6 protein-coding genes are annotated in these 22355 nt (G+C 75.7%); 3 read left to right on the forward strand and 3 right to left on the reverse strand.

Features of this window, described 5'->3' with window-relative positions:
* Nucleotides 1–16 precede the first annotated feature (16 nt).
* The 3 genes from SCATT_RS40510 (at nt 17) to SCATT_RS34215 (ending at nt 18720) form a co-directional block, all read left to right on the forward strand.
* The gene (locus SCATT_RS40510; RefSeq protein WP_014150752.1) at nt 17–17824 is read left to right on the forward strand and encodes a type I polyketide synthase; all 17808 of its coding nucleotides are present in this window, start codon (nt 17–19) and stop codon (nt 17822–17824) included.
* A 41-nt stretch (nt 17825–17865) separates the two neighbouring features.
* Complete coding sequence (locus SCATT_RS34210; protein ID WP_014627076.1) at nt 17866–18093, forward strand: biotin/lipoyl-binding carrier protein; 228 nt, start codon at nt 17866–17868, stop codon at nt 18091–18093.
* Nucleotides 18094–18276: 183 nt separating this feature from the next.
* Complete coding sequence (locus SCATT_RS34215; RefSeq protein WP_014150750.1) at nt 18277–18720, forward strand: hypothetical protein; 444 nt, start codon at nt 18277–18279, stop codon at nt 18718–18720.
* Nucleotides 18721–18842: 122 nt separating this feature from the next.
* Here the strand turns inward: SCATT_RS34215 and SCATT_RS34220 are convergent, their stop codons facing one another.
* The 3 genes from SCATT_RS34220 to SCATT_RS34230 all read right to left on the reverse strand — a co-directional run bounded on the left by SCATT_RS34220 (nt 18843) and on the right by SCATT_RS34230 (nt 22244).
* Nucleotides 18843–19226 (reverse strand): VOC family protein, encoded by a 384-nt coding sequence (locus SCATT_RS34220; RefSeq protein WP_014150749.1) that lies wholly within the window; start codon nt 19224–19226, stop codon nt 18843–18845.
* Nucleotides 19227–19815: 589 nt separating this feature from the next.
* Nucleotides 19816–20019, reverse strand: a complete 204-nt coding sequence (locus SCATT_RS34225; RefSeq protein ID WP_014150748.1) for a hypothetical protein — start codon at nt 20017–20019, stop codon at nt 19816–19818.
* A 167-nt stretch (nt 20020–20186) separates the two neighbouring features.
* On the reverse strand, nt 20187–22244 hold the full coding sequence (locus tag SCATT_RS34230; RefSeq protein WP_014150747.1) for a S53 family peptidase: 2058 nt from the start codon (nt 22242–22244) through the stop codon (nt 20187–20189).
* Nucleotides 22245–22355 lie beyond the last annotated feature (111 nt).

The raw sequence follows: 22355 nt of genomic DNA on the forward strand, positions 1-22355 counted from the left end.
ACGACCGGAGAAACGCATGGTGAACGCTGTGCAACTGCTGTCCGCAAGGCCGCTCGCGGTGATCGGGCTGGTGGTCCGGGGCTCGACGCCGGAGCCCGCGCCCGACCCCGCCGTCCTGGCGGCGCTGGGGGCCGGCGACGGCACCACCACCGCGCCCCGGCTGCTGCGGCGGGTCTGGGAGGCGCTGGAGGACGCCGGTGTGCTGCCGTCCCGGTTGCCCGGCACCCGCGTCGCGCTGCTGATGGCCGGGGCCGACGAGGCCGAGGTGCGCCGCGCCTTCGACCTGACCCCCGAAGTCCCGGACGGTGAGCCGGAGTTGACGCTCGCCGGCTCGGCCGAGGGGGTCGCGGTGCTGCGTCCGCTGGACCGGGCGCTCGCCGACGGCGACCCGGTGCACTGCGTCCTGGGGGCCGGACCGGACGCCGACCCCGCCACCGCCGAACGGGTCCGCGTGGTGCTCGCGCCCCACGTGACCGGCGAGTTGACCATCGGCGCGGCGCCCGACGAGCCGCCTCAGGAGCCCGGCACCGATCCGCTGCCGCCCCCGTGGGTGCTCTCCGCGCCCACCCCCGCAGCGCTCGCCGCCCGCGCCGCCGACCTGCGCGACCTCCTCGCCGACGGATCCGCCACCATGCCGCGCGCCACCGACCTGGGCTGGTCGCTGGCGACCACCCGGGAGACGTACCCGTACCGCGCCGCCGTCCACGGCGCCGACCGCATCGCGGCCCTGCGCGCCCTCGCCCGCGGCGGGCACGCCACCGGCGTCGCCACCGGAACCGCCGCCACGCCTCCCGGCGTGGTCTTCGTCTTCCCCGGCCAGGGCCCGCAGTGGCCGGGCATGGGCGTGGAACTGCTCGACACCGACCCGGTCTTCGCCGACCGGTTCCGTGCCTGCGCCCGCGCCCTGGAGCCCTATCTGACCTGGCGGGTCGAGGACGTGCTGCGCGGCCTGCCCGGGGCGCCGGAACTGGTGGCGCTCGACGTGGTGCAGCCGGTGCTGTTCGCGGTCATGGTCGCCCTCGCCGCCATGTGGCAGAACCTCGGGGTGCGCCCGGCGGCCGTGGTCGGCCACTGCCTCGGCGAGGTGGCCGCCGCGTGCGTCGCCGGCGCGCTGTCGCTGGAGGACACCGCCCGCATCGTCACCCTGTGGAGCCAGGCCCAGGCCACCCTCGCCGGCCACGGCGACATGATGTCGGTCCCGCTGCCCGCCGACCGGGTCGCCGCCCTGCTCACCGAGTACGGCGACGACCTCGAACTGGCCGGGGTCAACGGCCCCGCCCTGGTCACCGTCTCCGGGCGGACCGGCGCCGTCGACCACCTCCTCGCCCGGCTCCAGCGCGACGGGGTCCGCGCCCGCAAACTCCCCGTCGGCTTCGCCGGCCACTCCGTCCAGGCCGACGCGCTGCGCGACGGACTGCTCGCCGACCTCGCCCCGCTGCGCCCCCGGAGCCCCCAACTGCCGTACTACGCCACGCTCGACGGGGTGTGGCTCGACGACGACCGGCTGACCGCCGAGTACTGGTGGCGCAATCTGCGCGAACCCGTCCGCTTCGACCGCGCGGTGCACGAGGCGCTGGACGCCGGCCACCGGCTGCTGCTGGAGATCGGCCCGCACCCGGTGCTCACCGTCGCCATGGAACAGGTCGTCGCCGAACGCGGGGCGGACGCCACCGTCCTCGGCACGCTGCGCCGGGACGCCGCCGGAGCCGGCCAGGTCGCCGCCGTGCTGGCCGAGTTGTACGCGCACGGCGTGCCGGTCGACTGGCGGGCGGCGTACGCCGGGCGGCGACCGCGCACCGTGCGGCTGCCCACCTACCCGTTCGACCGGGCGGCCACCGGCGGCGCGCGCCGCACCGCGCCGGGGCCGGACCAGCTCGACGCCGAACTGCTGGCCCTGGTGCGCGCCGAGGCCGCCGCGATCCTCGGCAGCGAACCCGATCCGCAAGTGACCTTCTGGGAGCAGGGCTTCGAGTCGGTCACCGTGGTCGAGCTGCGCCGCCGGCTCGTCGCCGCCACCGGCCTGCGGCTGCCGGTGACCCTGCTCTTCGACCACCCCACGCCGCTCGCCGTCGCCACCCGGCTGCGCGAGGAGCTGACCGGCGCCCCCGAGCAGGCGCCGGCCACCGCGCCGCGCACCGAGGGGACCGCCGCCGACGACGACCCGGTCGCCGTGGTCTCGATGGCCTGCCGCTTCCCCGGCGGCGTACGCACCCCCGAGGAGTTCTGGGAGCTGATCGCCGGCGAACGGGACGCCGTCGGCCCGTTCCCCACCGACCGGGGCTGGGACCTGCGGGCCTGCCGGGACCAACTGGCGCAGCGGGAGGCCGGGTTCCTCGACGTCACCGGTTTCGACCCGGCGTTCTTCCGCATCTCCCCCCGCGAGGCGCTGGCCATGGACCCGCAGCAGCGCCTGCTGCTGGAGACCGCCTGGGAGACGTTCGAACGCGCCGGGATCGTCCCGGCCACGCTGCGGGGCCGACGGGTCGGGGTGTACATCGGCGCCATGGCCATGGACTACGGCCCGCGGATGCACGAGGCCGGCGAGGACGTGCAGGGGTACGTGCTCACCGGCAACTCCGCGAGCGTCGCCTCGGGGCGGCTCGCCTACACCTTCGGGGTGCAGGGGCCCACCGTCACCGTGGACACCGCCTGCTCCTCGTCGCTGGTCGCCTTCCACCACGCGGTGCGGGCGCTGCGCGCCGGCGAGTGCGAGATGGCGCTGACCGGCGGCGCCACCGTGATGTCCACGCCCGGGATGATCGCCGAGATGGGACGCCAGGGCGCGCTGTCGGCCGACGGACGCTGCCGTGCCTTCTCCGCCTCCACCGACGGCTTCGGGCTCAGCGAGGGCGCCGGCCTCGTCCTGCTCGAACGGCTCTCCGACGCCCGCCGCAACGGCCACGAGGTCCTCGCGGTCGTCCGCGGCAGCGCCGTCAACCACGACGGGGCGTCCAACGGCCTGACCGCGCCCAACGGACGCTCCCAACGGCAGGTCATCCACCAGGCGCTGACCGCCGCCGGCCTCGGCCCGGCCGACGTCGACCTCGTCGAGGCGCACGGCACCGGCACCACGCTCGGCGACCCGATCGAGGCCGAGGCGCTGCTCGCCACCTACGGCCGGGACCGCGCCCCCGGAGACCCCGTCCGCCTCGGCACGGTGAAGTCCAACATCGGGCACACCCAGGCCGCCTCCGGCATCGCCGGGGTGATCAAAGCGGTGCTGGCCATGCGCCACGGCCTCATGCCGCGCACCCTGCACGTCACCGAGCCCACCCCGCACGTCGACTGGTCCTCCGGCGAGGTGTCGCTGCTCACCACCGCCACCCCCTGGCCCCGGCTGGACCGGCCCCGGCGCACCGGCGTCTCCGCCTTCGGCATCAGCGGCACCAACGCCCACGTGATCCTGGAGGGCGGCGACGAGCCGGCCGCGCCACCGGCCACCGACGGGGCGCCGGTGACCGTTCCGGTGGTGCTCTCCGGACTCACCGCGGACGCCGTACGCGACCAGGCCGCCGCGTTGCGCCGCCTGGTCGAGGACCGGCCGGGCGCGCGCCCCGCCGCGATCGGCGCCGCGCTGGCCCGGTCGCGCACCGCCTTCGGCCGGCGCGCCGCCGTCCTCGCCGCGACCCGCGAGGAACTGCTGACCGGGCTCGCCGCGCTCGCCGACGGACTGCCGGCCGCCGGGACCACGACCGGCGCGGCGCTCACCGGCGGCCCGGTGTTCGTCTTCCCCGGCCAGGGCGGTCAATGGGCCGGGATGGGACGGGAGTTGCGGGACTCCTCACCGGTCTTCCGCGAGCGGCTGGCCGAGTGCGAGGCGGCGCTCACGCCCTACACCGACTGGACCATGGACCAGGTGCTGGCCGACACCGAGGAGTCGGCGGCCCTGCTCCGCCGCTCCGACGTGGTGCAGCCGGCGCTCTTCGCGGTCATGGTCGCGCTGGCGGCCGTGTGGCGCTCCTACGGGGTGGAACCGGCCGCCGTGATCGGCCACTCCCAGGGCGAGGTCGCCGCCGCCTGCGTCGCCGGCGCGCTCCCGCTCGACGACGCAGCCCGGGTGGTGGCGCTGCGCGCCTCGGTGCTGATGGACGTGGCCCGCACCGGCGGCCTGGTCTCCGTGCAGGCCGACGCCGCCCGGGTGGCCGCCCTGCGGGAACGCTTCGGCGACCGGCTGGAGGTCGCGGGCCTCAACGCGCCGACCCTCACCGTGCTCGCCGGCGACGCCGCCACGCTGGACGAACTGCTGGCGCACTGCCGCGACGAGGGCCTGCGGGCACGCCGCGTCGACATCGACTACGCCTCGCACAGCTCGGCCATGACCGTACTCGGCGACCGGCTGCTGCCCCGGCTCGACGGGATCCGGCCCGGCCGGGCCGAGGTGCCGCTGTACTCCACGGTGACCGGCGCCCCGCTCGACACCACGGCCATGGACGCGGCGTACTGGTTCCGCAACCTGTGCGCCCCGGTGCGGTTCGCCGACGCCCAGCGCGCGCTGATCGACGCCGGCCACCGCCTCTTCGTCGAGGTGAGCCCGCACCCGGTGCTCACCGTGGCGACGACCGAGAACCTGGCGGCGGCCGGGGTGCCCGGCGCCGCCCTCGGCACGCTCCACCGGGACGCCGGCGGCCCCGGCCGGATGACGGCGGCGCTGGCCGACGCGTGGGCGCACGGCGCCGCCCCCGACTGGGACGCCGTCCTCCCCGGCGAGCGCGCCGACCCCGCCTCGCTGCCCACCTACCCGTTCCAGCGCGAACGGTACTGGCTGGCCCCCGGCGCCGGTCACGCCGCCGCCGTCGACCACCCGCTGCTCGACGGCCGGATGGCGCTGGCCGACGGCGACCGCTCGGTGCTCACCGGGACCCTCTCCCTGGCCACCCACCCGTGGCTCGCCGGGCACACGGTACGCGGCACGGTGCTGCTGCCCGGCACCGCCCTGCTCGAACTGGCCGCCCAGGCCGGCGACGGCGTCGGCTGTGACCTGGTCGAGGAACTGGCGCTGGAGGTGCCGCTGGCGCTCACCGACGACACCGCGCCCACCCGGATCCAGATCGGCGTCGACTCGGCCGGCCCCGACGGGCGGCGCCCCTTCACCGTCCACGCCCGGCGCGGCGACGACGAACCGTGGACCCGGCACGCGAGCGGCACCCTGGCACACTCGGCCACCCCGCCCGCCCCCGGGCCGGACCCGGCGCCGCCCGCCGACGCCGAACGGGTCGAACTCGACGGCGTCTACGACCGGTTGGCCGCCACCGGCTACGCCTACGACGGCGCCTTCCAGGGGCTGCGCGCCATGTGGCGGCGGGGCGACCGGATCTGGGCCGAGGTGCTGCTGCCCGAGGACGTCTCCGGCGGCGGGTTCCATCTGCATCCGGCGCTGCTGGACGCCGCGTTGCACCCGCTGCTGGTCGGCTCCGGTCGCGTCGAGCTGCCGTTCACCTTCGGCGGGGTGCGGCTGCACGCCACCGGCGCGACCACGCTGCGGGTCTGCCTGGAGCGCTCCGGCGACGGACCGGTACGGCTGTGGGCGACCGACGCGGACGGTGCGCCGGTGGTCACCGTGGAAGCGCTGACGCTGCGCACCGCCGCCGTCGAGGACGTCCCCGCCGGGGCCGACGCGTTGTTCCGGATCGCCTGGCGGGAGACCACCGGCGGTGGCGGAGCCGACGGTGACGTGACGGTGGTGGCCGCGCCGGACACCCCGGCCGGGGCCGACCCGGCGACCGCCGCGCACGAGACCGTCGAACGGGTGCTGCACCGGGTGCGCGGCCTGCTCGACGGCACCGGACGGGTGGTCGTCACCACCCGCGCCGCCGTGGCGGCCCGTCCCGGGGAGGACGCCGACCCCGTGCAGGCGGCCGTGTGGGGGCTGCTGCGCGGCGCGCAGACCGAACACCCGGGAAGGTTCACGCTCCTGGACACCGACGGCACGCTCGACCCCGCGGCGGCCCCGGCCGACGAGCCGCAGGCGTGCGTCCGCGACGGCGCGCTGCTGGTGCCCCGGCTCACGCCCGTCGCCCCCCAGCGGCTCCGGCCGGCCACCGGCGGCTGGCGGCTGGAGGTCACCTCGCCCGGCACCGTCGACGGCATCGGCGTTGCAGAGGCGCCGGAACCGGAACTCGGGGAACACCAGGTACTGGTCTCCGTCCGCGCGGCCGGCCTCAACTTCCGCGACGTGCTCCTCACCCTCGGCCTCTACCCCGGCACCGCCCACCTGGGCACCGAAGGCGCCGGCGTGGTGCTCGCCACCGGCCCCGGCGTCACCGACCTGGCCCCCGGCGACCGCGTCACCGGCTTCCTGACCGGCGCCTTCGGCCCCCGCGCCGTCGCCGACCACCGGCACCTCGCCCGCGTCCCCGACGGCTGGACGTACGCCCGCGCCGCCGCCGTACCCGTGGCCTACCTCACCGCCTACCACGGCCTGGTCGAGCTGGCCGGGGTGGGCCCCGGGCAGAAGGTGCTCGTCCACGCGGCGGCCGGCGGCGTCGGCGTGGCGGCCGGCCACATCGCCCGCGCCCTCGGCGCCGACGTCTACGCCACCGCCCACCCCGCCAAGTGGGACACCCTGCGCGCCCTCGGCTACCCCGACTCGCACATCGCCGGTTCCCGCGACACCGGCTTCGCCGAGACGTTCCCGGACGGCTTCGACGTGGTGCTCAACTCGCTCACCGGCGACCTGCTCGACGCCTCCGTCCGCCTGCTGCGCCCCGGCGGCCATCTGCTGGAACTCGGCAAGACCGACCCGCGCGACCCGGCGTCGCTGCCCGGCATCGTCTACCAGCCGTACGACCTGCTGGCCGGGCCCCCGGCCGAGCGGCTGCACGAGATGCTCACCACCGTGCTCGCCCGGCTGGCCGACGGCACCTACCCCGAACCGCCGGTGACCACCTGGGACCTGCGCGACGCCCCGGACGCGCTGCGCCACCTCCAACAGGCCCGGCACGTCGGCAAGATCGTGCTGACCCTGCCCGCCCCGCTCGACCCGGACGGCACCGTGCTGATCACCGGCGGCACCGGGGCGCTCGGCGCCGACGTCGCACGCCACCTGGTGACCACGCACGGCGCCCGCCACCTGCTGCTGACCAGCCGCCGCGGACCGGCCGCCGACGGCGCCGAACAACTCCGGGAGGAACTGGCCCGATCGGGGGCCACCGTCACCGTCACCGCCTGCGACGCGGCCGACCGCGACGCCCTGGCCGCCGTCCTGTCCGAGGTCGATCCCGCGCACCCGCTGACCGCCGTGGTGCACGCGGCCGGGGTCCTCCAGGACACCACCCTCGCCGGACTGACCCCGGCGCGGCTCCACGCCGTCCTGCGCCCCAAGGCGGACGCCGCCTGGCACCTGCACGAGCTGACCCGCGAGGAGGACCTGGCCGCCTTCGTCCTGTTCTCCTCCGCCTCCGCCGTCCTCGGCACCGCCGGCCAGGCCAACTACGCCGCCGCCAACGCCTTCCTGGACGCACTGGCCCACCACCGCCACGCCCTCGGGCTGCCCGCGACCGCGCTCGACTGGGGGCTGTGGGACCGGCCCGGCGGCATGACCGGCGCCCTGACCCGTACCGACACCGACCGGCTGCGGCGCGGCGGACTGCGGCCGATGACCACCGACGAGGCGCTGTCCGTACTCGACGCCGCGCTGCGCAGCCCCGCGCCCCGGATGCTCGCCGCCCACCTCGACCGGGCCGCGCTGCGCGCCCAGGGCTCGCCCGACCCGCTCCTGCGCGAACTGCTGCCGGCCACCGTCGGCCGCCGCACCGCCCGGGGCGCCTCCGGCTGGGCCCGCGAACTGACCGGGCTCACCGAGGACGAGCGGCGCGCCGCCGTCCGACGGCAGGTCCGCGCACACGCCGCCGCCGTCCTCGGGCACGCGCCGGAATCGCTCGGCGCCGACCGGACCTTCCGCGACCTCGGCTTCGACTCGCTCACCTCCGTCGAACTGCGCAACCGGCTCACCGCCGGCACCGGACTGCCGCTGTCGGCCGCCGTCGTCTTCGACCACCCCACCGTCACCGCCCTCGCCGACCACCTGCTGTCCCTCGCCGCCGGGGACCGGCCCGCGCCCGCCGGACAGGTGGCGGCGCGCGACACCGGTGACGACCCGGTCGTGGTGGTCGGCATGGCCTGCCGGTTCCCCGGCGGCGTCGCCTCGCCCGAGGACCTGTGGCGGCTCGTCGCCGACGGGACCGACGCCATCGGCCCGCTCCCCGGCGACCGGGGCTGGGACCTGGCCGCCCTGGTCGACCCGGCCGGACGGACCGGCACCACGTACACCTCCCAGGGCGGCTTCCTCGCCGACGCCGCCGGGTTCGACCCCGAGTTCTTCGGCATCAGCCCCCGCGAGGCGCTGGCGATGGACCCGCAGCAGCGCCTGCTGCTGGAGACCGCCTGGGAGGCGCTGGAGTACGGCGGGATCGACCCGACCCGGCTGCGCGGCAGCGACACCGGCGTGTACACCGGCATGTTCGCCCAGGACTACGGCGCCGACCGCCACGACGGCGACGAGGAGACCGCGGGCTACCTGCTGACCGGGCAGACCGGCAGCCTCGCCTCCGGACGGGTCTCCTACGTCCTGGGCCTTCAGGGCCCGGCCATCACCGTCGACACGGCGTGCTCCTCCTCACTGGTGGCCATGCACATGGCGGCTCAGGCGCTCCGCTCGGGCGAGTGCGACCTGGCGCTGGCGGGCGGCGCCACCGTGATGGCCACCCCGTTCATGCTGACCGAGTTCGCCCGGCAGCGCGGCCTCGCCCCGGACGGGCGCTGCAAGGCGTTCTCCGACGACGCCGACGGCACCGGCTTCTCCGAGGGCGCCGGCCTGGTCGTCCTGGAACGGCTCTCCGAGGCCCGGCGTAACGGCCACCGGGTGCTCGCCGTGCTGCGCGGCTCCGCGGTCAACCAGGACGGTGCCTCCAACGGGCTCACCGCCCCCAACGGCCCCGCGCAGGAACGCGTCATCCGGCAGGCGCTCGCCGCCGCCGGGCTCCGTCCCGACCAGGTCGACGCCGTCGAGGCCCACGGCACCGGCACCCGGCTCGGCGACCCCATCGAGGCCCACGCCCTCCTCGCCACCTACGGCCAGGACCGCCAACACCCCCTGCTGCTCGGCTCGGTGAAGTCCAACATCGGCCACACCCAGGCCGCCGCCGGGGTCGCCGGCGTCATCAAGACCATCCTGGCGATGCGCCACGGCACCCTCCCCGCCACCCTGCACGCCACCACCCCGTCCCGGCACGTCGACTGGGACGCCGGACACATCACCCTGCTCACCACCGCCACCGCCTGGCCCGACACCGGCCACCCCCGCCGCGCCGCCGTCTCCTCCTTCGGCATCAGCGGCACCAACGCCCACCTCGTCCTGGAGCAGCCACCCGCGCCCGCCGCCCCCGCCACCACCCCCGCCACCGCACCCGTGCCGTGGCTGATCAGCGCACGCGGCGAGCCCGCCCTGCGCGCCCGCGTCCGGCAACTGACCCAACTCCTCGACCGCGAAGGCGACCTCGCACCGCTCGCGGTGGCCAGGGAACTCGCGGTCGGACGCGCCCACCTCGACCACCGCGCGTACGTCGTCGGCACCACCACCGAGGAACTGCGGCAACGCCTCGCCGAACCACTGACCGGCGTCGAGCCCGGCACCGGCACCGTCGCCTTCCTCTTCAGCGGCCAGGGCGCCCAGCGGGTCGGCATGGGACGCCAACTCGCCGACACCCAGCCGGTGTTCGCCGACGCGCTCGACGCCGCGCTGGCCCTCCTGGAACCCGGGGTGCGCGAGGTCATGTGGGGCGACACCGCCGCGCTGGTCCGTACCCGGTGGACGCAGCAGGCGCTCTTCGCGGTGGAGACGGCGCTGTTCCGGCTGCTGGAGCACTGGGGGGTGCGCCCCGCACACCTGCTCGGCCACTCCGTCGGCGCCATCAGCGCCGCCCACGCGTCCGGCGTCCTCGACCTGGCCGACGCCGCCACGCTCATCACGGCCCGGGCCCGGCTCATGGACCAGCTGCCGCCCGGCGCCATGGCCGCGCTGGAGGCCACGGAGGACGAGGCCGTCGCGGCGCTCCCGGACGGCGTCGCCCTCGCGGCGGTCAACGCCCCGGACGCGGCGGTGGTCTCCGGCGACCCGGACGCGGTGGCCGCGCTGGCCGCCCGGTGGCGGGAACGCGGCCGGCGCGCCCGCGTGCTCGACGTGAGCCACGCCTTCCACTCGCACCACATGGAACCCGTCCTCGACGAGTTCCGGACGGTCGCCGCCTCCCTGACCTACCGCGACCCGGCCGTCCCGGTCGTGACGGACCTCACCGGACGCCTCGCCACCGCCGAGGAGTTGCGCGACCCCGAGCACTGGGTGGACTCCGCACGCCGGCCGGTCCGCTTCCACGACGGCCTGGCCACCCTCGCCGCACTGGGCACCGAGGTCTTCCTGGAACTGGGGCCCACCCCCGCGCTCACCCCGCACGTGCCCGCACCCGGCACCGCCGTACCCCTGCTGCGCGCGGACCGGCCGGAGCCCGACAGCGTGATCACCGCGCTCGCCACCGCGCACACCCACGGCGTACCCGTCGACTGGGACACCGTGCTACCCCCCGCCGAGACCCGGCCCCTGCCCGTCTACCCGTTCCAGCGCGAACGCTACTGGCTGACGAGCCGGCCCGTACGCCCCGCCGCCGACGACTCCCGCTTCTGGACCGCGGTCGACGACGGGGACGTGACGGCACTGGCCACCGTACTGCGCGCCGACGATCACGAGACCGGCGCGCTGGCCACCGTGCTGCCCAAGCTCTCCGCCTGGCGGGACCGGCACCGCCACGACCCGCGCGCCGACGGATGGCGCTACCGGGTGGTCTGGCGCCCGCTCGCCACGCCCCCGGCCACGCCCCCGTCCGGCACCTGGGCGGTGGTGGTCCCGGCCGGCCAGGCGCGGACGGCGTGGCAGGAGACGGTCACCGAGCTGCTGGCCGACCACGCCGACGTCGAGGTGGTGCCGGTCGGAGCGGACCTCCAACGCCGGGCGCTGGCCGACCAGTTGCGCGCCGCCGCGCCCACCGCCGTGCTGTCGCTGCTGCCGATGTCCCGGGCGGCGCACCCCGCGCACCCGGACCTGCCCTGGGGGCCGGCCGCCACGCTGGTGCTCGTCCAGGCGCTGGCCGACACCGGGCTGACCGCGCCGGTGTGGACGGTCACCTCGGGCGCCGTCGGCATCGGCGGGGAGGACCGGATCACCGACCCGGCGGCGGCGCAGTGCTGGGCCCTGGCCCGTTCCGCCGCGCTGGAACACCCGCGCCTGTGGGGCGGCCTGATCGACGTGGCGGACGCGGCACCCACCGCCGACCTGCGCGACCGGCTGGCGACGGCGCTTTGCGGACCCGGCGGCGAGGACCAGCTCGCGGTGCGCCCCTCGGGCCTGTACGCCCGCCGCCTCGTCCCCGCCCCCGCCACCGAACGGCCCGGCCGCGACCCCTGGCGCCCCCGCGGCACGGTGCTGGTCACCGGCGGCACCGGCGGACTCGGCGGCCACGTCGCCCGCTGGCTCGCGGCCAACGGAGCCGAACACCTCGTGCTGGTCGGCCGCCGCGGCCCCGACGCCCCCGGCGCCGCCGCCCTCGTGGCCGAACTCGACTGCCCGGTCACCGTCGCCGCCTGCGACGTCACCGACCCCGAGGCGCTGGCCCGGCTCCTCGAACAGGTCCGCGCCACCGGGCCGATCCGCGCCGTGGTGCACGCCGCCGGCCTGCCGCAGGACACCCCGGTCACCGCCACCACGGTCGCCGCGCTCGCCGAGATCAACGGCAAGGCGGTCGCCGCCGGCCACCTCGACCGCCTGCTCGCCGACGACCCGCTGGACGCCTTCGTCCTCTTCTCGTCCATCGCCGCCACCTGGGGCAGCGCCGGCCAGGGCGGGTACGCCGCCGCCAACGCCGCCCTCGACGCCCTCGCCGAACAACGTCGCGCCCGGGGCGCCACCGCCACCTCGATCGCCTGGGGGCTGTGGGCCGGACCCGGCATGGCGAGCGGCCTGCGCGCCCGCACCGAACGCACCGGGCTGCGCGCGATGGACCCCGGGACCGCGATCACCGCCCTGCGAACCGCCCTCGACCAGGACGACACCACCGTCACGGTCGCCGACGTGGACTGGCCCCGCTTCCTGCCGCTGTTCACCTCGGCCCGCGACCGCCCGCTCCTCGCCGAACTCCCCGCCGCGCGGCGGCAGAACACCACCGCCCGGACCGACGGCGCCGCCGCCGAACTGGCCGCCCTCGACCCCGCCACCCGCGCGGCCCGCCTGCTGGCACTGGTGGCCGGCCACACCACGGCCGTCACCGGCCGCACGGCCGACCCCGACCCCCGCAAACCGTTCAAGGCGTTGGGGTTCGACTCGCTGGCCGCCGTCGAACTGCGCACCCGGCTCGCGGCGTCGCTCGGCACCGACCTGCCCAGCACCCTCGTCTTCGACTACCCGACCCCGGCCCAACTGGCCGACCGGCTCGACGCGTTGATCACCGGCACGCCGGACCCCGCGGCCACTGCACCGGTACCGGCCGCCGTCCCGTCCGACGACCCGGTCGTGGTGGTCGGCATGGCCTGCCGCTTCCCCGGCGGGGTGCGCTCACCCGAGGAGCTGTGGCGGCTGGTCGGCGACGGGGTGGACGCCATCGGCGGCTTCCCCGCCGACCGCGGCTGGGACCTCGACCGGCTCCACCACCCCGACCCCGACCACCCCGGCACCACCTACAGCGACCGGGGCGGGTTCCTCCACGACGCCGCCGGGTTCGACCCCGAGTTCTTCGGCATCAGCCCCCGCGAGGCGCTGGCGATGGACCCGCAGCAGCGCCTGCTGCTGGAGACCGCCTGGGAGGCGTTCGAATACGCCGGGATCGACCCGACCCGGCTGCGTGGCAGCGACACCGGCGTCTACGCGGGCCTGTCGGCCCAAGGGTACGGAGGCGGACTCGGCCACGGACCCGACGAGGTACGCGGACACCTGGCGACCGGCGGCGCGGCCAGCGTCGCCTCCGGCCGGATCGCCTTCGCCCTCGGGCTGCACGGCCCCGCCGTCACCATCGACACCGCCTGCTCCTCGTCGCTGGTCGCCATCCACCTGGCGGCCCAGGCGCTGCGCGGCGGCGAATGCGGCCTGGCGCTGGCCGGTGGGGTCACCGTGATGTCCTCGCCGGGCGTCTTCCTGGAGTTCAGCCGCCAGCGCGGCCTCGCCCCCGACGGGCGCTGCAAGGCGTTCTCCGACGACGCCGACGGCACCGGCTGGAGCGAGGGCGTCGGCCTGCTGGTCCTCGAACGGCTCTCCGAGGCCCGGCGTAACGGTCACCGGGTGCTGGCCGTGCTGCGCGGCTCCGCGGTCAACCAGGACGGTGCCTCCAACGGGCTCACCGCCCCCAACGGCCCCGCGCAGGAACGCGTCATCCGGCAGGCGCTCGCCGCCGCCGGGCTCCGTCCCGACCAGGTCGACGCCGTCGAGGCCCACGGCACCGGCACCCGGCTCGGCGACCCCATCGAGGCCCACGCCCTCCTCGCCACCTACGGCCAGGACCGCCAACACCCCCTGCTGCTCGGCACCGTGAAGTCCAACATCGGCCACACCCAGGCCGCCGCCGGCGTCGCCGGAACCATCAAAATGATCATGGCGATGCGCCACGGCGAACTGCCCCGCACCCTGCACGCCACCACCCCGTCCCGGCACGTCGACTGGAACGCCGGACACATCACCCTGCTCACCACCGCCACCGCCTGGCCCGACACCGGCCACCCCCGCCGCGCCGCCGTCTCCTCCTTCGGCATCAGCGGCACCAACGCCCACCTCGTCCTCGAACAGGCCCCGCCCCCCGCCACCGAACCCCCGGCCGGGCCCGCCACCGCACCCGTACCGTTGCTGCTCAGCGCCCGCACCGAGCCCGCCCTGCGCGAGCAGGCCCGCCGCCTGCGTACCTTCCTCGCCGACCACCCCGACACCACCCCCGCCCAGGTCGCCCGCGCCCTGGCCACCACCCGGGCCCGCTTCGACCACCGCGCCTCGGTGGTGGGCACCACCCGCGACGAACTCTCCCGCCGCCTCGCCGCACCCCTCACCCCGGTCCGCCCCGGCAACGGGCGCACCGCCGTGATGTTCACCGGCCAGGGCGCCCAACGCGCCGCCATGGGCGCCGAGTTGTACGCCGCCTACCCCGCCTTCGCCGCCGCCTACGACGAGGTCTGCGCCCACCTCGACCCCCGGCTCCGGCAGATCGTCACCGACGGCGGAGAACCGCTGGACCGCACCGAGTTCACCCAGCCCGCCCTCTTCGCGGTGGAAACCGCGCTGTACCGGCTGCTGGAGAGCTGGGGCGTCACCCCCGACCTGCTCATCGGCCACTCCGTCGGCGAGCTGACCGCCGCCCACGTCGCCGGCGTACTCGACCTGCCCGACGCCGCCCGGCTCATCACCGCCCGGGCCCGGCTCATGCAGGCGCTGCCGGCCGACGGCGCGATGGCCGCGCTGGCCGTGACCGAGGAGGAGATCACCCCCGACCTGACCGGGCGCGTCGGCATCGCGGCGGTCAACGGCCCCGAAGCCGTCGTGATCTCCGGCGACACCGACGCCGTCGAGGCGCTCGCCGCCCGCTGGCGCCACCGGGGCCGCAGGACCCGGCGCCTCACCGTCAGCCACGCCTTCCACTCGCACCACATGGACCCGATGCTCGACGACTTCCACCAGGTGGCCGCCGACCTCACCTACCACGAACCCGCCATCCCGATCGTCTCCGACCTGACCGGCCGCGAAGCCACCGCCGGACAACTGGCCGACCCCGCGTACTGGGTACGCCACCTGCGCGAACCCGTCCGCTTCCACGACGGCCTCACCCGGCTGCGCGAACTGGGCGCCACCGTCTTCCTGGAGGCCGGACCGGACGCCGTACTCGCCGCCATGGCCGGCGCCGCCGCCGTACCCCTGATGCGCGCCGGCCACCCCGAACCCGCCGTCGCCATGGCCGCCCTGGCCACCGCCCACGACCACGGCACCCCCGTCGACTGGGACGCGGCCCTGCCGCCGGCCCCGCCCACCACCGTGCCCACCTACCCGTTCCAGCACCGCAGGTACTGGCTGACCGACGGCCGGTCCACCGCCGACACCGGCGGACCGACCGCCACCGCCGGCCACCCGCTCCTGCGCGAACTGGTCGAACTCGACGACGGCGGATTCCTCTACACCGGACGCGTCTCCCGGCGCTCCCACCCGTGGACCGACGACCACGACGTCTTCGGCACCACCGTCATCGCCGGCGCCACCTGGGTCGAACTCATCGCCTGGGCCGCCCGGCAGCACGGCTGCGCCGAGATCGCCGAACTCGGCCACGAGACCCCGCTCGTCCTGCCCCCCGACCGCGTCGCCCACCTCCAACTCCGGCTCTCCGCAGCCGCCGACGACGGCACCCGCCACGTCACACTGCGCTGCCGCGCCGACGGCCAACGCTCCGACTGGACCGGCCTGGCCCGAGCCGTCGTCACCCCCGGCACCCCGCTCGACGCACCCGCCCCCGACGCGCTGCGCACCTGGCCGCCCCGCGACGCCGAACCGATCGACACCAGCACGTTCTACCGGCGGTTCGAGGAACAGGGGTTCTTCCGCTGGGGCCCGGCCTTCCAGTCACTGCGCGCCGCCTGGCGCTCCGGCGACACCGTCCTCGCCGAACTGCGCTTCCCCGAACACACCGACGCGGGCGCCTACGACCTGCACCCCGCGCTCCTCGACTCCTCACTGCACGTCCTCGGCCTGGACGGCACCCCTGACGGGCTCCCCCTGATCGAGGACGCCGGCCTGCCCACCGAACGCCCGCGCGTCCCCTTCGCCTGGCGCCGGGTACGCATCGACGGCCGCGGCACCCGGGTGGCACGCGTCCTGATGACGGCCGCCCCCGACGAGGGCGCCAAGCTGACCCTCGCCGACGACTCCGGACGGGTCGTCGCCGAGATCGGGTCCTTCGTCACCATGCCCATCTCCCACGAGCAACTGCGCGGTTCGCTGACCACACCACGGCACGAATCGCTGTACCACCTCACCTGGAACCTCTTCACCCCGCCCGCCGACGCCGCCGCGCCCACGGTGGCCCGCCTCGGCGCCGAAGGGCTGGACGCCCTCACCACCGCCCCGCCCGGAGCCGTCGTGGCGAGGGTCCCCGACGGCGGCGACGACCCGGCACGCGGCGCCCACGACACCACCGCCGCAATGCTCGACCTGCTCCAACGCTGGCTCGCCGCACCGGAGTTGGCCTCCGCGCGCCTCGTCGTGCTCACCCGGGGCGGCGTCACCCTGCCGTCCGACCCGGTGCCGCCCTCCCCGGCGCACGCCGCGGTGTGGGGCCTGGTCCGGGCCGCGCAGGCCGAACACCCCGGCCGGTTCATCCTGGTCGACGCCGACGACGAGCCCGACGACACCCTCCTGGCCACCCTCCTGACCGGCGACGAGGCCCAGATCGCGCTACGTGGCGGCCTGCCCCGCCTGCCCCGCCTCACCAGGCTCCCGGACGCCCCACCGCCGCGTACGGTGCGCCCGCTCGACCCGGACGGCACCGTGCTCGTCACCGGCGGAACCGGCATCCTCGGCGGCCTCCTCGCCCGACACATCGCCGAACGGCACGGTGTACGCCACCTGCTGCTCGCCGGACGCCGGGGCACCATCACCGACGAACTGCGCCACGCGCTCACCGCCTCGGGCGCCCACGTGACGGTTGCCGCCTGCGACACCGCCGACCCCGACGCGCTGGCCGCGCTGCTCGCCTCCGTACCGGCCGACCACCCGCTCACCGGCGTCGTGCACACGGCCGGACTCATCGACGACGCGGTCCTGGCCGAGCAGACCCCCGAACGCCTCGCGGCCGTCCTGCGGCCCAAGGCGGACGCCGCCTGGCACCTGCACCGGCTCACCGCCGGCCTCGACCTGTCCGCCTTCGTGCTCTACTCCGGCGCCGCCGGGGTCCTCGGCGGCGCCGGACAGGCCAACTACTCGGCCGCCAACGCGTTCCTGGACGGACTCGCCGCCCACCGCGCCCACCTCGGCCTCCCCGCCACCTCGCTCGCCTGGGGCCTGTGGGAGGAGCCCACCGGCATCACCGGCCACCTCGACCACGCCGACCGCCACCGCATCGCCCGCGGCGGCATGCGGCCCCTGCCGACCCCCGCCGCGCTGACCCTGTTCGACACCGCCCTCGCCTCCGGCGTCCCGACGCTCCTCCCCGCCCGCCTCGACCCGTCCGCCGTGACCGACCCGACCACGGCACCCCCGGTACTGCGGACCCTCGTCCACGACAGCGCCCGCCGCACCACGACCGCCCCCGCGGCCACCCGCGCCACGGACGACCTGCGCGGCCTCACCGCCGCCGAACGCCGACGCCGGCTCCTCACCCTGGTCACCACCCACGTCGCCACGGTCGCCGACCACGCCGCGCACGCCGTCGACGCCAGGCGTCCGCTGAAGGACCTCGGCTTCGACTCCCTGATGACGGTCGAACTGCGCAACCGCCTGGCGACCGCCACCGGCCTCCCGCTCCCCGCCACCCTCGTCTTCGACCACCCCACCCCCGCCGACCTCGCCCAGCACCTGCACGACCTCCTCGGCCCGGACGCCGACGACCCGGCACCCGCACCCGACGTCCCCGACGACGCCGTACGGGCCGCCCTGCGATCCGTCCCCGTCGCCGCCCTGCGCGAAGCCGGCCTGCTCGACGCCCTCCTGCGGCTCACCGCCACACCGGACACCCCGGCGCCGGCCGCCGCGGACGAGACCGCCGACATCGACACGATGGACTCCGACGACCTGATCCGCATGGCACTCGGCGACGGCAGGTGACCGGCGCCCACCCCACCGACGACCACCAGGAGCCCCCGCCCATGCCCCAGCAGATCACCGCCGACCTCCCCGGCAGCGTAGGAAAGGTCCTGGTCACCGAAGGCAGCACCGTCGCCCCCGGAGACACCCTGGCGATCCTCGAAGCCATGAAGATGGAGATCCCCATCGAGGCCGACACCGCCGGCACCGTCACCAAACTCGCCGTCCAGGAAGGAGACGTCCTCAAAGAAGGCAGCCTGATCGTGGAGATCTCGGCCACGGTCTCCTAACCCGGGCTCGCGGCCCACCGCCCGCCCCGAATGGCCGAGGGAGGCATGCGGGTCACCCTGGCCTGACCCGGGACCGGCGAGCACGCCTCACGCGACCGCTGACGGGGCGAACATGCCGAACTTTTGGTGCGGCGGCGTTGTTTGTGGTCACCTCGTGCAGTGGAAGCTATCTGGGCAAGTGCCGTGGCGGTGGTGGGAACGCTGCTGGGCTCGGTGATCACGCATACCTTCCAGCGCCTCGCGTCGAAGCGCAACGAGCAGTTCACGCGGTCCGAAGCGCTCCGCCAGGAGCGCATAGCCACGTACAGCGCGTTCGCCGCGGCGATGGAGGACTACCGGCGTGGCCAGGCGGACCGGTGGTACCGCAAGCAGGAAGACCCGGACGGCGAGGCGTTCGTCACGGCCCGGGACGAGGCGCACCGCCTTCGGACGGTCGCCCGGCAAGCGCTCTACCGGGTCAAACTCCTCACCGACGACCGGCAGGCCGTCCTCGCCGCCGAGCAGGCCTACCACCGCACGCGAGACATGTCGAACGCGCGGGACCAGACGGGCTGGACGACACGGGACGCCGAAGCCAAGCGGGCCATCGAGGCGTTCGTGTCCGAGGCTTCACCGCTGGTGCGCTGAACCGTCGGCGCGGTCGTGAGGAGGCCATGGAACGCGGTGCGTCACCTATCACCGAGTAGTGGGGGATGCGAGCGATCGGTGGACGCGGGCAGGGAGTTCGCGATCCGGCGTCAGGTCCGGGGTCAAAGGCGCGGGACCCGGGCGCGCAGGAGGCAGAACTCGTTGCCTTCGGGGTCGGCCAGGACGTGCCAGCTCTCGTTGCCGGTTTGGCCGACGTCGGCGGGCTCGGCGCCGAGCGCGAGCAGCCGCTCCAACTCGGCTTCCTGCTCGCGGTCGGTGGGGCTGACGTCGAGGTGCAGCGGGAGCTTCCCGGACCGCGGATCGTCGCTGGGGCTGAGCACGAGCGTGGGCTGCGGGCCGCCGAAGCCGGTGTCGGGCGGCCCGATCATGATGCTTCCGTCGTCCTCCCGGTCGAGTTCGACGTAACCGAGGACCTTGCTCCAGAACGCGGCGAGCCGTTCGGGGTCGGCGGCGTCGATGACCAACTCGGTGATGCGGCATGCCATGCCGGTCAGTGTACGGCGAGGGCCCGTAGTCGATCGGAGACTACTCGGCGTGCGTCGGACGGCCGCCGTCCTCAGCACGGGACGCCTCTCCGCGGCGCGGCCGTCGGGTAGCGATGGGTTCGTCCTCCAGCCGGGAGATGTCGACGGGGTCGGGCACGGCGACGAGTCGGTGGACGAGGAGGTCCGTCGCGGAGACGACGAGGCGGACGGCGACGCCCCCCGTCCTGCCGATGCTCCGGTCGGCCGTACGCGTCGGCGTCCCGGCGTCACCGGCCGTCCGAGACGGAATGCGCCCGGTCCGGGAACACGGTGCGGGTGCCGCCCGACGCAACGTTGCTGGACGCGCTGATCCGGGCCGGACATCCGGTGACGTGCGGATGCCGCGAAGACGTCCGCAGGAGGTGTGAACTCACCGTCCTCGACGGCGATCCCGAGCACCGGGACGACATGGGCGCGCCCGCCGGTCGTGTGCCGTACGGTGCGGGTCGGTACGGCGTCGTGAAAGCGGTTCGCCGGCGTGGGGGCGCGGCGCTGCGCCCGGGCCATGGGGTCGGCCGGTCGGCGGCTCTACCGGAACGCGGCGATGGTATCAGTGACGGCTGCCTTCCCGCCGGGTGAAGACGAGGAAGCCGGCGTGGTCGGGGTCGGTGTGGTTGGTGACGGGGAAGAAGCCACCTTCCCGCTTCTCCGCGCCGACCACGGTGACGACACACTCACCGTGCTCGTTGATCAGATGCAGCACCTCGTCCAGCCGGCTCGCCGGATAGACATAGTGAACAGCGTTGTCGGCCATGAGATCTTCTCCTTCGATGCGGCCGTTGGTCCGTCCCCGCCTCCGCCGCCCATCGAGCGACGAACCATCCCGGCCCACGGGCGCGGACACAACACGCCCCCGCACACCCGGACGCGGAAACATACCCTCACCCCTCCTCCTGCCCTCCCCGACATCGTCCGTGCCCCCTACGAGCCCGACGGCGCCGGGCGAGCCGTCACTCGTCGTCGAGCTGCCGCGACACCGTCGACCCCTGCGCCGGGAACGGCGTGGGGGCCTCGGCGGAGGGCGGTGAGGAAGGCGGTGCCGTTGGGGGTGCCGAGGCCGGTCATGGTGTCGTAGCCCTTGGCGGTGACCTGGTTGGTGTCGGGGTGTCGCTGGGAGTCGAAGACGTCGAGGGCGGGGGAGTCCGAGGGGTTGGTCGGGGGGAGGTAGGCGGCCCGGTTCTGCTGGGGTGTGGCGGGGGTGACCGGGAGGACGTCGTGGAACGCCGGGGTGCCGGCGAGCCGGTAGAGCAGGGGGTTGATGAAGCCGAAGGGTGAGGTGCGGCCCTGTTGGGCGTCGGCGATCAGGCCGGCGACGAGCGGGCAGGCCAGGCTGGTGCCGGCGTTGGGGACGGTCCGGTAGGGGCCGGGTTTCCCGTTGCTGTCCGATGCGGTGTAGCCGGTCAGCAGGCCGGTGTCGGGGTCGGCGTCGGCGGCGATGTCGGGGACGGCGCGGCCGATGACCGTCCGTTTGCCGACGCGGACGTGGGACATCGACGCCGGGACGACGCCCTTCTGGTAGGCGGGCTGTCCGTGAACAAGGCTGGTGCCGCCGCCGGCCGCGCTGAGGCCCAGGCTGCTCCACTTGCCGTGGTCCAAGGAGACGTAGTCGCTGGACCAACCGGTCTCGAACACCCGGTTGCCGGCCGCCCCGATGCCGAGGGTGGTGCCGCCGACCGCGGTGACGTACGGGTCGGAGTCGGTCACCGTCAGCCCGGAGGTGTCACCGGAGGAGAAGTACATCCCCACGCCTTCGGAGGCGGCCCGCAGGGCGATCGCGTGCACGGTCCGCTCCGGGACCGAACCCAGCGGGATCTGCCAGGAGTTGGAGACGATCGAGGCGCTGGGGTGGCGGCCGTCGCCGGTCAGCACGGTGAGCGCGGCGTTGAGCAGTGCCTGGTTCTCGTCGCAGCCCTGTCCGACGACCATCAGCTGGTTGGCGTCGGGCGCCATCGCGTAGACGGCCTCGGCGTCCATCTCGGCCTCGTCGTTGACGGGTGCCGCATGCGCCGCGTGGTGCGAGGGGGCGGCGCAGGGCTTCCCGCCCTGGATCTCCCGGAACTGGGAGGGTTTGGGCGCGGGCAGATGGTTGGTCCGCGCGTACTCCGTCAGCGTCCGGAACATCGCCTCGGGCGCCTCGTCCTCGGTGAGGGCGACGGTCTGGCCCTTGCCGGTGTCCGTCCACGTCGCCCCGTAGGCGGCGCGGATCTGGGCGGCGGAGTAACCGCAGGCCGGCAGGGACGCCTTGGTCAGCCCCTGGTAGGCGGGGCGGAAGGACCGTACGTGCTGTGCCCAGTAGTGGGAGCACGTCGGGGCGTTGGCGGCCTTGCCGTGCGGGAGCGGCGCGGCGGCCCGGGGCACGGCCGGGGGGACGTCGTTGAGACCGGTCACGCCGATCACGTCGGAGGCGAGCGCGGCCGGCAGGGAGACGTCGCGGTCGTTGGACCGGATCACCGTGGGCGTGCCGTCCGCGGCCGTGGTCCGGTACTGGTTGATCCGCACCCCGAACGCCGACTGCACCGCCGACACCGGTCCGGTCGCCGAGACGTAGTCACGGCCGCTGCCGATCCGGACCTGGGTCAGGTGCCGGCTCCTCAGCCACGCCGCGAGGGCGGTGGCGTGGGCGGCGGAGGGGCCGAACCTGGCCGTGTAGGCGTCGGGGCTCAGGTAGTGGTGGAACTCGGGGCCGCCGGGGGTGGCGACCGCGTCGGCGAACGCGGCGGCGCCCGCCAGATCCGGCTTCAGCCACACCTGGACGGTCAGCTCCCGCGACGCCGGCACGGCACCCGCCACGGACGCGGCGCGCACGGCGGACGGTACCGAACCCGGCACCACAGCCGTGGCGGCGGCCTGCCCGGTGCCGGGCACCCCCACCACCGCGCCGGCCGCCAGCACGACCGCGCAGCCGGCCCGGACCGCGAGCCCACGGCGCCGTCCCGTCCCGGACGCGCCCCCGTACCCTTGCGACAACGATCTCTCCACGTGTTCCCACCCCTGCCCGATCGTCCCGGCGCCCGGGATCCCCGCCCCGGCTCCCGCTACGACGCCGCCGAGAGGGTCGCGGGTTCCGGTGCGCCCCGTCGAATCCGGTGC

Origin of the sequence: Streptantibioticus cattleyicolor NRRL 8057 = DSM 46488 (assembly GCF_000240165.1) — a bacterium.
GTDB lineage: Bacteria > Actinomycetota > Actinomycetes > Streptomycetales > Streptomycetaceae > Streptantibioticus > Streptantibioticus cattleyicolor.

Excerpts from the sequence above, each read along its gene's own strand:
- SCATT_RS40510 (WP_014150752.1), top strand. The coding sequence starts at position 17 with ATGGTGAACGCTGTGCAACTGCTGTCCGCAAGGCCGCTCGCGGTGATC.
- SCATT_RS34210 (WP_014627076.1), top strand. The coding sequence starts at position 17,866 with ATGCCCCAGCAGATCACCGCCGACCTCCCCGGCAGCGTAGGAAAGGTC.
- SCATT_RS34220 (WP_014150749.1), bottom strand. The coding sequence starts at position 19,226 with ATGGCATGCCGCATCACCGAGTTGGTCATCGACGCCGCCGACCCCGAA.
- SCATT_RS34225 (WP_014150748.1), bottom strand. The coding sequence starts at position 20,019 with ATGGCCGACAACGCTGTTCACTATGTCTATCCGGCGAGCCGGCTGGAC.